The organism is Flagellimonas marina (assembly GCF_042651185.1).
Taxonomy (GTDB): Bacteria; Bacteroidota; Bacteroidia; order Flavobacteriales; family Flavobacteriaceae; genus Flagellimonas; species Flagellimonas marina.
In genome coordinates, this window is record NZ_JBHSCL010000007.1 from 1 (window position 1) to 13213 (window position 13213).

Here is a 13213-nt window from a genome sequence, read left to right on the forward strand (position 1 = left end):
TTTTTCAGCCTGAAGAAGAGACTTTTGTTGGTGCTCAAAATATGGTTGAAAGCAAGTTGTTTTCCGAATTGAACATTGATGAAATATATGCATTGCACGTAACTGCACTGCCGGTTGGTCAAATAATGGTCAAACCCAATGAAATATTTGCATATCAAAAAAGAATACAGATTACACTTAGTGATAGGTTTTCTAAAGACGATGCAAAAGTTTTGTACAATCGTATTAGAAATAAAATGCTGCGAAAAAAAGATGGAGCAAATCCTTGGGAAATACATAGGGCTTTTGATGCCACTTCCGGATTGAATGACCCGAATACTGCTTTTGGGGATTATCTTTTCATGGATGAAAATTGCGTTATTGAAGAAGTCAATGATCAACTTCAGATAAAAGCCAATCTGTATGAAACCGATAAATCCAATTTATCCACTATTCCACTAGAAATTGAGCAAATAATAACCCGTTCAGAATTTAAAAGTGAGTTTATTTCTACGTCGTATATTGAAGGGAATCCAACTGTATTGAATGATGAGAAATTAACCGATAGCGCCATAAAGACCATCAATACCATTTATGGTGATGAAGCGGTTTTGACAGATTATGGTCAAATCCCTTATTTCAATGATGACTTCATTTACTTTCAACAAAAAACACCTGGGGTATATTTTCTATTGGGCGGTTCAAATCTCGAAAAGGGGATAGATGCAATGAACCATGCTCCAAATTTCGCAGTTGATGAAGCGTGCATGAAAGTTGCTGTAAAATCCTTTTCATCACTCATCTTGGAAAGGACCAATAGTAAATAAATACTGTTCAATAGGGATGCGACCATAATTATGGCTAAGTTTTTTACCCAAAGTAAGAATTATATGGCACCTATAGAAATTTTCAATCAAACCTGTTAACGTAGCGCTTATGGATCTATGAGCAACAGAATACATGACAGAAATCATATAGTTTTAAAAACGACATTTGGACAGTAGGGCAAATACAACCGTGGGATTAACTTGGGAAGGATTATAGATAGGTTAAATACGCAGTTCAAAGATTAATCTTAACTTGATGGTCAAAACTCAACCATGAACAACAACCAGCCTAAACCATTTTACATTAACCGAAGAAACTTTTTAAAAGGGTCCACAGCAGCCTTGGCGCTATCATCATTTGGGGCTTACGGGCTGGACTTAATGTATTCCACAAAAAAATGGAGAGTAGGGCTTATTGGTTGTGGCTGGTATGGTAAAAGTGATTTGTTCAAACTGATTCAGGTAGCCAATGTGGAAGTGGTTTCGCTCTGCGATGTGGACCAAAACTATTTGGAAGAAGCCGCAAAACTGGTTTCAGAACGGCAGAAATCGGGTAAAAAGCCACGTCTATACAAAGATTATCGTAAAATGCTGGCCGAAAAGGATTTGGACATCGTACTGATCGGTTCTCCAGACCATTGGCATGCGCTTCAAGCCATTGAGGCCATGGAATCTGGAGCGCATTTATACCTTCAAAAACCCATAAGCATCGATGTTTTGGAAGGCGAATCCATTCTGGCCACGGCACGAAAATTGGGAAAGAAGGTCCAAATAGGCACGCAGCGCAGGAGCACCCCGCATCTAGTTGAGGGCAAGAAAAACATTATTGAAGCCGGATTGTTGGGCAACATATCCCATGTAGACATCTGTTGCTACTACCACATGCGATGGAATGCCAACCCTCCCATTCAGGAGGTTCCTGATTATTTCGATTATGACCTTTGGTCCGGTCCCGCACCCATGAGACCCTTTGTGGGTGTTCCGCACAGAACTTGGCGTGCCTTTATGGAGTATGGAAACGGTATTGTGGGCGATATGTGCGTCCACATGTTGGATACGGTTCGGTGGATGCTGGGGCTGGGATGGCCCAAAAAAGTGAGCTCAACCGGGGGCATTTATGTGCAAAAGGATTCCATCGCCAATATTACGGATACCCAAACTGCCGTATTTGAGTTTGATGAGCTCAACTGCATTTGGCAACATCGAAGTTGGGGAACCCCTCCAGACCCCGAATATCCTTGGGCTTTTTTTATTTATGGCGATAAAGGAACCTTAAAAGGAAGTGTACACAAATATGAGTTCATCCCCAACGGTGGGGGTGAAACCATTAAAAAGGAAGCGGTGTATGAACGTGAGGAATATCCAGAGGATTTAAAGGAAAAAGACATCGAACTGCATACGGCTCCAGCAACTCGGGCGCACATGTTGGACTTACTGGCTGCCATTGAAAACGATACGCTTCCTGTTGCCGATGTGGAAGAAGGCCATATTTCCACGGCAAGCTGCATCATGGCCAATCTTGCCATGGACTTGCAACGCCCCCTCATTTACAATCCGGAAAAAAGAATCATTGTGGATGATTTGGAAGCCACTTCTCTATTAAAACGTCAGTATCGTGGTGCGTGGCAGCATCCTTCTGAAACCAAATTGTAACCCTCATTAATTAAACTCCCATCTAACAAATCCGCCGTAATTGTCACCAAAGTCTTTATTGGGGCCAGCCCAATCTAAGTTAGCGCCCAGCCCAAATATTAGGTTGTTTCTTTTCACTCCAGCCCGCAAATAAACATAACTTATATTGTGTGAGCCTTCAGCCAAACTGGTATTGTAAATGAATTGAAACCTTGTGTACAAAGACCACACGTCATTTATTGGGGGCTTGTACTCGTACAGACCAAAAATTTTGAAGTCACTGTCCTCATTTAAAAAGAATGAGGCTACGGTAACCGCGAGGAATTTTTTGGAAGCAAAGTTGTGTTGGGGCCCAAGAATCGGGGAAAATCCAGAAAAAGAATTGTAGTCGGCTCCTGCCATGAGCCCAAAACCCTTTCCAACATCATAGCTTATTTGTGAAATCATGATGGCCCTGTTTTCTTCAATAGTGTTGTCATGCGTTGCAGAGTAGGTGGCCAATCCAAAAAAGTTGAATTTACTTTCAGGAGCAAACTTTTTCTTGATTACAATCTGGGAGTACATCTCTTTATGGCCCAATAGGAATTCCACGGGAATAGGGGGTTCAGGTTTTTGTGCTTGGGATAAGGAACAGAAGAACAAGAGAATTCCCGTAACTACTACTCCAAATGGAATTTTGCATTTTTGCTTAGTTGTTTTCATCGTGCAGATATTTTGGTGCAAAATACAGGGATGAATCTAGGATTTTGTTGCTCTATGGCAACGTTTTGAACTCTAAAGCTCTGATTTTAAACGGCTAAGTGTATAAGGAGTTATGCCAAGATAAGAAGCTATCATTTTGTTGGGGAGCCTAGCCAGTATTTTAGGCTGATAGGCCATTAGCCATTGTAGTCGTTCAAGAGCACTTTTCCCCTGAAAATTATAAATGCGCTTCATAGTGGTCGTATAGGCCATTTCCAAGATATCCCTATATATTAAATTGATTTCTGGGACAGTTTCGACCAGATGATAAAAGCTTTCTCGAGAAATTTGCAACACCTCAGACTTTTCCACTGCTTGTATAAACTCGTTTGAAGGCTCCCGGTTGATTAGACTGGCCAAGGAAGTCCCAAATTTTTGTTCAAAAGCAAAATACCGGGTCATTTCCCGCCCTTCTTCATTATAGGAGAACAGTCTAAGACAACCTTTGTTCACAAAATAGTTATGAGTGCAGGTTTCGCCTTGGTGATTTAAGAATTCCCCCCTTTTTAATTTCTTGACTTCAAAAAAATGACAATACTTCATAAAATCATCCTCACTGACCGAAGTTCTTTTACTGAGGTATTCATAAAGAGAGGCATGTTCTTTTCTCATTTTTGCACCAAATCTTCGTACAATCTGAAGATCGTTAAAAAAGTGCATAATCCAAAAACAGATTATTTTTCATCGGAAAAGCGAATAGGCTTTTGTTTAGAGATAAGGTGACACCTTAAAAGAACCATTCCCTTACCAAATAAGCCGTATGGCATTTACATTCCTCCTCAGGATTCCGTAATTTCCAACGAAATTCAAACTAATTCAGAAAATGATTCCAAAAAACACAAACCCCAAAGCTTTGCTATTTTCCATAGTGATGACTTTGGCCCTCACCTCGTTTACCATAGCGCAAAATATTCCCTCGCCCAAGGATGTTTACGGATTCAATGTAGGGGCCGACTATCAGTTGGCCGATTACTCCCAAATTGAAGATTATTTGACCAAGCTGGACAACGCTTCCAGCCGTGTTAAAAAGATTGAGATTGGTAAAACGGTATTGGGCCGAAAAATGTATTTGCTCTTTATTTCCACAGAGGAAAATTTAGCACAGTTAGACAAATGGAAGGACATCAGCACCAAATTGGCCAGAGTTCAGGTTGAGGATGATGAGGCGGCAAAACTCGCCCAAGAGGGAAAGGCCATTGTTTGGATTGATGGCGGAATGCATTCCACTGAGTTGGCCCACGGTCAAATGACCTCTGAATTGGCCTATACGTTGGCCACTTCGGAAACTCCTGAAATGCAAAAAGTTCGGGAAAATGTGATTACTCTTTTGATGCCCGTGATGAACCCTGACGGATTGGACATTGTGGTGGATTGGTATCGAAAAAATCGCGATACACCATACGAAACATCAAGACCCCCTATTCTTTACCATTATTATATGGGGCACGACAATAACCGCGACTGGTTTATGAACACCATGCCGGAGACCTATAATGTCACCAAAATACTGTACAACGAATGGTATCCGCAGATTGTGTATAACCATCACCAATCGTCACCTTCATGGACCAAGATTTCCATTCCTCCGTATGCCGACCCCGTGAATCCAAAGATTCATCCTGCTGTAACTGCTGGCGTGAGCGAAGTAGGTTCTGCTATGTCGAAGCGTTTTTCGTTGGAAAATATGCCGGGTGCCATTGCCGATAACTTCTATACTATGTTCTGGAATGGTGGTGGGAGAACGGTGCCTTATTATCACAATATGATAGGCATCCTTACCGAAACAGGGCATACTTCGCCAACACCACGATTCTACGACCCGGAAAAATTGCCAAAAACTGTGGCTGGCGGAACTCCAACCGATGGAACAGATATTATGTACCCAGACCCTTGGAAAGGTGGGGAATCCCATTTTAGGGATGCTGTTGATTATATGCTTACTGCAACGTGGGCCGTATTGGATTTGGCCGCTGACAGAAAAAGCAATTATCTCTACAATATTTACAAAATGGGTGCTTCGGCCATTGAAAAAGCCAAGACCGAAGGTCCCTTTGCCTATGTAATTGGTAAGGACCAGTGGGATTCTTTCGAAGCAGTCAATTTGGTGAACGTTCTGTTACAAGGCGGGATTGAAATTGACCTGGCAACCAAAGACTTCACCATTGGTGATACAAAATATGAAAAGGGTTCCTATGTCATCTATGTTGGCCAGGCATTTCGGCCATATTTGCTGGATTTGATGGAAAAGCAGGACTATCCCACCCGTTTTCAATATCCGGGTGGTCCTCCGGACACTCCTTATGATTTGGCCGGGTGGACCTTGCCCCTGCAAATGGGAATCGATGTGGCCAAAATAAAGGAACCTTTTGATGTTTCCACCGAAAAGGTGATCGGATTAGTGAATTATTATGAGGGGAGTCTCAACAGAAATGGTTCCTATGGGTATGCGCTTAGCGTAAACACCAATGCGTCTGTTGCGGCCACAAACAAAATTTTAAAGGCTGGGGGAACGGCTTATAAAGCCATGACCCCATTCAAAGCTGGAAAGCAAACCCTTCCCGCAGGGTCTTTTGTAATTCAAGGGGATGAAACTTTAGTAAAATCCTTGGCCGATGAATATGGATTGGAGTTCACCGGGTTAATGGCCAAACCAGAGGTTCAATTGACCAAGCTTCATTTGCCCAAAGTGGGGCTCTACAAGTCTTGGGTGGCCAATATGGATGAAGGATGGACTCGTTTTGTTATGAATGAATATGCTTTTGATACCGATACCCTTCACGACGCAGACATCAGAACGGTGGATTTGTCGAAGTATGATGCCATCATCCTTCCATCACAAGAAGCAAAATCTATTTTACATGGTCATACCCCATTGGAAATGCCTGAAAAATTTACAGGAGGTATCGGATTGGAAGGCTCTTTAGCCCTAAGCAACTATGTTAAGCAAGGAGGCACCTTGTTAGCCTTTGACGCGGCCAGTGATTTTGTAATCGAGCAGTTTGGGCTACCCCTAAAAGATGCTGTTGAAGGAGTGGACAGCAAGGATTTCTTTATTCCAGGCTCGTTAATTAAAACCGGAATTGATACCACCAATCCCCTTGCTTTTGGTATGAAAGATACAGTTTCAGTGTCCTTCAATAAGAGCAGGGCTTTTGTAATCGATAAGCAGAGTAAAGAGGGCGAAGGCGGTAAGGAGGACATCAAAGATGCCCCTAAACCAGAAGTTGAGGTAATTGCCACCTATGCCGAAAAGAACTTGTTGATGAGTGGCTGGGCCATGGGCGAAGATAAGTACATTGCCAAAAAGCCTGCCATGGTCAAAGCCAAATACGGTAAAGGGGCCGTAATATTGTACGCTTTCAGGCCGCAATTTCGTGCACAGCCCCGTGGTACCTATAAATTAATTTTTAATGCGATTTATGAGGGAGCATCCGATTAGAAAGTATTGAAAAAGTAATTGAAAACCCATCAGCTACTGGTGGGTTTTTCTTTTAAATCAACGAAATAGAATCGCAATCGCCCCAATAGCGGTCACAATCAAAATAAAACGCTTGTAGTTTTTCTCGTTAATTTTCTTCACGATGAGCACCCCAAGAAAAAGCCCTACCAAAATCGCAGGCAATAGTCGCAGGTTAATCAAGAGACTTTCCGCAGTAACGGTTTTCCAAACAAAAATGTGAAACGGAAGCTTAAATGTATTGGTAATAAAAAACAACCATGCCGCCGTGCCAACAAATTCATTTTTTGGTAAGCGCATGCCCAAAAAGAAGATGTTGGTAAAGGCGCCCGCCAAATTTCCTATCATGGTGCATATTCCGGCCATAACGCCCATAGACCCTGCAAATAGCCAGTGGGTTGGAACATGTTCAGATTTTCTGCGGTCCCACCAGTAGAGCATCCCCAAACTGATAAAAATAACGGTGACCATACCCCATTTGAATTCCCGTTCTGGAAGGTCTTTCCCAACCAGTACTCCAATGAGGATGCCAAATATCATCCATGGGAGAAAGCGTAAAATATATTTCCACTGGGTATGTCGATTATAATAGATAACGGCAAAGATGTCGCCCACAATCAACAACGGCACAAACAAACCTGTTGAAGCCTTGGAGCCAAAAGCCAATGCCATCAAGGTCACATTGAAAATAGACATGCCTTTTAAACCGGCTTTTGATATGCCCAGAAGAAATGTTGCCGTGGCTGCCAAGACCCAAGAGGCAATTGAAATTTGGGATAAGGGAGTGAGATCCATTCGGTTTATTGGTCAGATACAAAAATAACCCAAAAAGATATCTTGTGTCTTCATGCGAGGATTATGGCCGGAGAATCAGTTTCGTAGTTGCATTAATCGGGCCACATACTTGCCCACCACGTCAAACTCAAGATTGACCACAGTACCCACTTTATAGGTATGGAATCGGGTATGTTCATACGTATACGGTATAATGGCCACACTAAAGCTGTCCTTTTTGGAATCGACCACGGTAAGGCTTACTCCATCCACGGTGATGGAGCCCTTTTCAATGGTAATATTGTTCAGTTTGGAATCATATTGAAAAGTGAAAAACCAGCTTCCATCTTTTTCTTCAATAGAAATGCAAACTGCAGTTTGGTCCACATGGCCTTGCACAATATGGCCGTCCAAACGGGCACCCAAAAGCATAGCACGTTCCAAATTCACGGCATCTCCAACGGCTAAAGCACCTAAACTGGTCTTGTTCAAGGTTTCTTCAATGGCGGTGACGGTATACAAGTTACCTTCAATGGAAACCACGGTAAGACAAACACCATTGTGGGACACACTTTGATCAATTTTCAATTCTTGGGTGAGGCTGGAAGAAACGGTAATGTGCAAATTTCCACCTTCTTTTTGGAGCTTTTCAACTTTCCCCAAAGTCTCTATAATACCTGTGAACATGAATGTTATTAATTGACTAGCTTTGTAGTGCAAAAGTAGCTATATCAGCATTGATTCTATGAAAGAAACGCAAAAATTAAAGCTTGGGATTTCCATTGGGGATATTAATGGCATAGGGTGCGAAGTAGCACTCAAGACGTTTGAAGATGCAAGAATGTTGGATTTCTGCACTCCCGTCATTTTTGCATCGAACAAGACCATATCCCAGCAAAAATCGGATTTGGGAATCGATATTACCTTTAATGGTGTGCGGGATGCCTCCCAAGCCGTAGAGGGAAAAATCAATATTGTAAATGTTTGGAAGGAAGTTCCCAACATTGAATATGGAAAAGCTACTGAGGAAGGTGGAAAATATGCCATTAAATCCCTCAGAGCTGCAGTTGCAGCCTTAAAAGAAGAGAAAATTGATGTACTGATTACGGCGCCCATCAACAAGAACAATGTGCAGGCCGATGACTTTAAGTTTCCGGGCCATACCGACTTTTTGGCCCAAGAACTCAATGGTGAAAGCCTCATGTTTATGGTGGCGGATACCCTTCGGGTAGGATTGTTGACGGATCATATCGCGGTAAAAGATGTAGCCCATGCCATTACCCCAAAATTGATTCGGCATAAAGTGGCCACCATGGAAAAGTCCCTCAAAATGGATTTTGGTATTCGCAGGCCCAAGATTGCACTTTTGGGCATAAATCCACACAGTGGAGACAATGGCACTATTGGTGAGGAAGACGATAAAATCATGAAGCCGGTGATTGAGGAAATGTTCAATAAAGGAACTTTGGTGTATGGCCCGTATTCTGCAGATAGTTTTTTTGGGTCCAATACCCACACCCAGTTTGATGCAATCTTGGCGGCCTACCACGATCAAGGCCTAATTCCGTTCAAGACCCTTTCCTTTGCAAAAGGGGTGAACTACACAGCAGGCTTAGAACGAATTCGTACCTCACCGGACCATGGCACCGCCTATGAAATTGCAGGAAAAGGGAAGGCAGATGAAAGCTCCTTTAAGGAAGCCGTTTTTATGGCAATTAAAGTCTTTAGGAACCGTTCTGAGTATATAGAATTGAACAAAAATCCATTGCAAAAACAAAAGACAAAGAGAGCCAGTTAAAAACTTGTGCTTGGATTTGATATTTGTTAGCTTTGGAATTGCAGTTTTGCAAATAAGTAGTATCTTTGCACCCGCCTTTACAGGCTGGTACACAAACCCTAAGTGTAGAAACGATGAAGCTGAAGGAGTTTTTTATCCCTTTTTCAGGATTGAAGTTGGGAAAACATGAATTTGTGTACGAGATTGACAATGCGTTCTTTGAATCTTTTGAATACCAAGAATTTAACGGAGCATCCGTTCAAGTGACCGCCGTTTTGGAAAAAATGAGCACCATGATGGAGCTTGAAGTGGAAGCAAAGGGCACGGTAAATGTGGACTGTGATCTAACAGGGGAACCGTATGATCAACCCATCAGTTCAGATTTACAATTGGTGATTAAGTTTGGGGAAGAATACAATGATGAGGATGATGAAATCCTTATTATTCCCCATGGCGAACACCAATTCAACATTGCACAGTATGTCTATGAGATGTTGGTGTTGGCCGTTCCACACAAACGGGTTCACCCTGGAGTTGAAGATGGAACATTAAAGTCGGATATCTTGGACAAGTTGGAGGAATTACAACCAAAAGAGGAAAAGAAACCATCAGAAAAAACAGATCCCAGATGGGATGATTTAAAAAAGTTACTAACGGACAAATAGGTTTATAATGGCACATCCTAAAAGAAAAACATCAAAGACCAGAAGGGACAAAAGAAGAACCCACTACAAAGCTGTGGCCCCTACCATTGCCAAGGATTCAACAACCGGTGAAATGCACCTTTACCACAGAGCGCATTGGCATGAAGGCAAATTGTACTACAGAGGCCAAGTTTTAATTGACAAGACCGAAGAAGAGACTGCGGCCTAACCGCAACCTTCTCATACTAAACCAACTCCCGTTATTCTGCAACGGGAGTTTTTTTATGGACCCATATTCTGATTTAAAAACGAACCCGTTTTGACGAAAAAGTCATATAAAATGACTAATTTTCACCGCTTTTGGGTCAAATTTCAATGTTTTTGACAAAAAAAGAGACGCTAAAATGAAAAAAACAACAGCGGCCATCACAGCTGTAGGTGGATATGTTCCAGATTTCGTTCTTTCCAACAAAGTACTGGAAACCATGGTAGATACCAATGATGAATGGATCACTACCCGGACCGGAATCAAAGAACGAAGAATCTTAAAGAAAGAAAACGCCGGCACCTCATATATGGCTATAAAGGCCGCAGAGGATTTAATACAAAAAAGCGGGGTAGACCCTTCTGAAATTGATTTTGTTTTGGTGGCCACGGCCACACCAGACCTTCCAGTTGCATCTACTGCGGCTTATGTGGCTTCACAAATTGGTGCGGTGAATGCATTTGCCTACGATCTTCAAGCGGCGTGCTCCAGCTTTTTGTATGGCATGTCAACTGCAGCCAGTTATATTGAATCTGGAAGATATAAGAAAGTTTTGGTGATTGGTGCGGATAAAATGTCATCCATTTTAGACTATACCGATCGTACCACCTGCATCATTTTTGGCGATGGTGCTGGAGCTGCCCTTTTTGAGCCCAATGAAGAGGGTTTGGGCCTACAGGATGAATACCTGCGATCGGATGGTATTGGACGACAGTTTTTAAAGATTGATGCTGGAGGCTCCATTCTACCCGCATCAGAAGAAACCGTAAAGAACAAACAGCATTATGTGTATCAAGACGGTAAATCTGTTTTCAAATTTGCCGTTTCCAATATGGCTGATGTATCTGCATTGATCATGGAACGAAACAATCTTACGCATGAGGATGTGCAGTGGTTGGTACCACATCAAGCCAATAAACGAATCATTGATGCCACCGCTAACAGAATGGGCGTGGCTCCTGAAAAGGTAATGATCAATATAGATCGGTACGGAAATACAACATCCGCTACCTTGCCCTTGTTGTTATTTGATTATGAAAAACAACTCAAGAAAGGGGATAATTTAATTTTTGCCGCCTTTGGCGGAGGGTTTACGTGGGGTTCCATATATTTAAAATGGGCCTATAATTCAAAATAGCACACTACTAACTAAATTATATTCCATGGACATTAAGGAAATTCAAAGTTTGATCAAGTTTGTCGCCAAATCTGGCGCCAGCGAGGTGAAATTGGAGATGGAAGACCTCAAGATCACAATCCGCACGGGAAGCACGAGCAGTGGCTCCCCAGAAACAACAATTGTACAGCAGATTCCTGTACCCCAAGCACAGTCTGCTCCACCAGCTGCACAGACTCCAGCGACCCAAGAAGCTGCAGCACCTAAGGCTGAATCAGCATCAAAATCGGAAGAATCTAAATATATTACCATTAAATCGCCAATTATTGGAACTTTCTACAGAAAGCCTTCCCCAGACAAACCAGCGTTTGTTGAGGTTGGAACCAATGTTAGCAAAGGCGATGTTCTTTGTGTGATCGAAGCCATGAAACTCTTCAACGATATTGAATCTGAAGTTTCCGGTAAAATTGTAAAAGTTTTGGTTGAAGACTCCTCTCCGGTTGAATTTGACCAACCTTTGTTTTTGGTAGACCCATCATAGATAATTTTAAATGCTAAATTTTAAGTGACTAGTTATTAGTTATTTAAAACCATTTAAAATTTAGAATCCAAAATTTAAAATTGTATTCTATGTTTAAAAAGATATTAATTGCAAATAGGGGCGAGATTGCACTTCGTATTATACGAACCTGCAAGGAAATGGGCATTAAGACCGTGGCCGTTTATTCTAAAGCCGATGAGGAAAGTCTTCATGTTCGATTTGCGGATGAAGCTGTCTGTATCGGTCCAGCGCCCAGTCATGAATCCTATTTAAAGATACCCAACATCATTGCTGCGGCAGAGATTACCAATGCCGATGGTATACACCCTGGTTATGGTTTTCTTTCTGAAAATGCCAAGTTTTCCAAAATTTGTGCAGAACACGACATCAAATTTATTGGTGCATCGGGCGAGCAGATAGAAAAAATGGGCGACAAGGCCACCGCTAAGGAAACTATGAAAAAAGCAGGTGTTCCCACAGTTCCCGGTTCGGATGGGTTGCTGAAAGATGTTGATCATGCCAGAAAAGAAGCCAAGAAAATGGGATATCCCGTTATGATTAAGGCTACCGCTGGAGGTGGAGGAAAAGGAATGCGCGCTATTTGGTCGGAGGATGAAATGGAAAAGAATTTTGAAAGCGCAGTGAAGGAAGCCACTGCTGCTTTTGGAAATGGTGGAATGTACATGGAAAAACTCATTGAAGAGCCAAGACATATTGAAATCCAAGTAGTGGGGGACCAATATGGGAAGGCGTGCCACTTATCGGAAAGAGATTGCTCCGTTCAACGTAGACACCAAAAATTGACGGAAGAAACCCCATCACCTTTTATGACGGACAAGCTCCGTGACGATATGGGTAAAGCAGCGGTAAAAGCCGCTGAATATATCAAATATGAAGGAGCGGGAACCGTGGAGTTTTTGGTTGATAAACACCGAAACTTCTACTTTATGGAGATGAATACCCGTATTCAGGTGGAGCATCCCATTACCGAACAAGTGGTGGATTACGATTTGATTCGTGAGCAAATTTTGGTGGCAGGCGGGGTTCCAATTTCAGGTAAGAATTACTATCCGAAGTTGCACTCCATAGAATGTCGAATCAACGCCGAAGACCCATATAACGAATTTAGACCTTCTCCGGGCAAAATCACTACCCTACATACACCAGGAGGTCATGGGGTACGGTTGGATACACACGTGTACAGCGGCTACATGATTCCGCCGAACTATGACTCCATGATTGCCAAGTTGATTACCACTGCCCAAACCCGGGAAGAGGCCATCAACAAAATGAGAAGGGCATTGGATGAGTTTGTGATTGAAGGTGTAAAGACCACAATTCCGTTCCACAGGCAATTAATGGACCACCCCGATTATTTGGCAGGGAATTACACCACCAAATTTATGGAAGGGTTTAAAATGGATCCTAAATATCAAGATTAAAATAGACCCCGATGATA

General features: G+C 42.3%; 13 protein-coding genes. 9 read left to right on the top strand and 4 right to left on the bottom strand.

Translation table 11 applies throughout. The annotated features are described in order from the left end of the window. Together ACFOWS_RS11165 and ACFOWS_RS11170 are read left to right on the top strand one after the other, a co-directional pair. A partial coding sequence (locus tag ACFOWS_RS11165; RefSeq protein WP_379764559.1) for a M20/M25/M40 family metallo-hydrolase occupies nucleotides 1-806 on the top strand: 806 nt, incomplete at its 5' end. A gap of 273 nt (nucleotides 807-1079) precedes the next feature. After that, the gene (locus ACFOWS_RS11170) at nucleotides 1080-2459 is read left to right on the top strand and encodes a Gfo/Idh/MocA family oxidoreductase (protein WP_379764561.1); all 1380 of its coding nucleotides are present in this window, start codon (nucleotides 1080-1082) and stop codon (nucleotides 2457-2459) included. A gap of 6 nt (nucleotides 2460-2465) precedes the next feature. On the opposite strand, the gene ACFOWS_RS11175 is transcribed toward ACFOWS_RS11170, so the two are convergent. Continuing rightward, nucleotides 2466-3140: a hypothetical protein gene (locus ACFOWS_RS11175; RefSeq protein WP_379764563.1), complete on the bottom strand. Its 675-nt coding sequence runs from the start codon at nucleotides 3138-3140 to the stop codon at nucleotides 2466-2468. A 72-nt stretch (nucleotides 3141-3212) separates the two neighbouring features. Continuing rightward, a complete protein-coding gene (locus ACFOWS_RS11180; RefSeq protein ID WP_379764565.1) occupies nucleotides 3213-3791 on the bottom strand; it encodes a Crp/Fnr family transcriptional regulator in 579 nt (192 codons plus the stop codon). Between the two features lie 211 nt (nucleotides 3792-4002). Here ACFOWS_RS11180 and ACFOWS_RS11185 point away from each other — a divergent pair, with 211 nt between their 5' ends. Continuing rightward, nucleotides 4003-6618 carry a M14 family metallopeptidase gene (locus tag ACFOWS_RS11185; protein WP_379764567.1) on the top strand — a complete coding sequence of 872 codons (2616 nt, stop codon included), beginning with the start codon at nucleotides 4003-4005 and terminating at the stop codon, nucleotides 6616-6618. Nucleotides 6619-6675: 57 nt separating this feature from the next. On the opposite strand, the gene ACFOWS_RS11190 is transcribed toward ACFOWS_RS11185, so the two are convergent. Both ACFOWS_RS11190 and ACFOWS_RS11195 read right to left on the bottom strand, forming a co-directional pair. Beyond that, entirely contained in the window at nucleotides 6676-7431 is a 756-nt protein-coding gene (locus ACFOWS_RS11190) for a sulfite exporter TauE/SafE family protein (RefSeq protein ID WP_379764569.1), read from the bottom strand. Nucleotides 7432-7506: 75 nt separating this feature from the next. Continuing rightward, on the bottom strand, nucleotides 7507-8097 hold the full coding sequence (locus ACFOWS_RS11195; RefSeq protein ID WP_379764571.1) for a riboflavin synthase: 591 nt from the start codon (nucleotides 8095-8097) through the stop codon (nucleotides 7507-7509). 58 nt (nucleotides 8098-8155) lie between these two features. Here ACFOWS_RS11195 and pdxA point away from each other — a divergent pair, with 58 nt between their 5' ends. The 6 genes from pdxA (at nucleotide 8156) to accC (ending at nucleotide 13196) form a co-directional block, all read left to right on the top strand. After that, nucleotides 8156-9208, top strand: coding sequence for a 4-hydroxythreonine-4-phosphate dehydrogenase PdxA (gene pdxA, locus ACFOWS_RS11200; protein ID WP_379764573.1), 1053 nt, complete (start codon nucleotides 8156-8158; stop codon nucleotides 9206-9208). 113 nt (nucleotides 9209-9321) lie between these two features. Next, nucleotides 9322-9852, top strand: coding sequence for a YceD family protein (locus ACFOWS_RS11205; RefSeq protein ID WP_379764575.1), 531 nt, complete (start codon nucleotides 9322-9324; stop codon nucleotides 9850-9852). Between the two features lie 7 nt (nucleotides 9853-9859). Beyond that, entirely contained in the window at nucleotides 9860-10060 is a 201-nt protein-coding gene (rpmF, locus tag ACFOWS_RS11210; RefSeq protein ID WP_207096090.1) for a 50S ribosomal protein L32, read from the top strand. 175 nt (nucleotides 10061-10235) lie between these two features. Next, nucleotides 10236-11234: a beta-ketoacyl-ACP synthase III gene (locus ACFOWS_RS11215; RefSeq protein ID WP_366585815.1), complete on the top strand. Its 999-nt coding sequence runs from the start codon at nucleotides 10236-10238 to the stop codon at nucleotides 11232-11234. A 25-nt stretch (nucleotides 11235-11259) separates the two neighbouring features. Then, a complete protein-coding gene (gene accB, locus ACFOWS_RS11220; RefSeq protein ID WP_379764578.1) occupies nucleotides 11260-11754 on the top strand; it encodes an acetyl-CoA carboxylase biotin carboxyl carrier protein in 495 nt (164 codons plus the stop codon). An 89-nt stretch (nucleotides 11755-11843) separates the two neighbouring features. Next, nucleotides 11844-13196: an acetyl-CoA carboxylase biotin carboxylase subunit gene (gene accC, locus ACFOWS_RS11225; protein ID WP_366585811.1), complete on the top strand. Its 1353-nt coding sequence runs from the start codon at nucleotides 11844-11846 to the stop codon at nucleotides 13194-13196. Nucleotides 13197-13213: the final 17 nt, after the last annotated feature.

Excerpts from the sequence above, each read along its gene's own strand:
- ACFOWS_RS11185 (WP_379764567.1), top strand. The coding sequence starts at position 4,003 with ATGATTCCAAAAAACACAAACCCCAAAGCTTTGCTATTTTCCATAGTG.
- accB (WP_379764578.1), top strand. The coding sequence starts at position 11,260 with ATGGACATTAAGGAAATTCAAAGTTTGATCAAGTTTGTCGCCAAATCT.
- ACFOWS_RS11190 (WP_379764569.1), bottom strand. The coding sequence starts at position 7,431 with ATGGATCTCACTCCCTTATCCCAAATTTCAATTGCCTCTTGGGTCTTG.
- ACFOWS_RS11205 (WP_379764575.1), top strand. The coding sequence starts at position 9,322 with ATGAAGCTGAAGGAGTTTTTTATCCCTTTTTCAGGATTGAAGTTGGGA.
- accC (WP_366585811.1), top strand. The coding sequence starts at position 11,844 with ATGTTTAAAAAGATATTAATTGCAAATAGGGGCGAGATTGCACTTCGT.
- ACFOWS_RS11180 (WP_379764565.1), bottom strand. The coding sequence starts at position 3,791 with ATGAGAAAAGAACATGCCTCTCTTTATGAATACCTCAGTAAAAGAACT.
- ACFOWS_RS11215 (WP_366585815.1), top strand. The coding sequence starts at position 10,236 with ATGAAAAAAACAACAGCGGCCATCACAGCTGTAGGTGGATATGTTCCA.
- ACFOWS_RS11170 (WP_379764561.1), top strand. The coding sequence starts at position 1,080 with ATGAACAACAACCAGCCTAAACCATTTTACATTAACCGAAGAAACTTT.
- ACFOWS_RS11175 (WP_379764563.1), bottom strand. The coding sequence starts at position 3,140 with ATGAAAACAACTAAGCAAAAATGCAAAATTCCATTTGGAGTAGTAGTT.
- pdxA (WP_379764573.1), top strand. The coding sequence starts at position 8,156 with ATGAAAGAAACGCAAAAATTAAAGCTTGGGATTTCCATTGGGGATATT.
- ACFOWS_RS11195 (WP_379764571.1), bottom strand. The coding sequence starts at position 8,097 with ATGTTCACAGGTATTATAGAGACTTTGGGGAAAGTTGAAAAGCTCCAA.
- rpmF (WP_207096090.1), top strand. The coding sequence starts at position 9,860 with ATGGCACATCCTAAAAGAAAAACATCAAAGACCAGAAGGGACAAAAGA.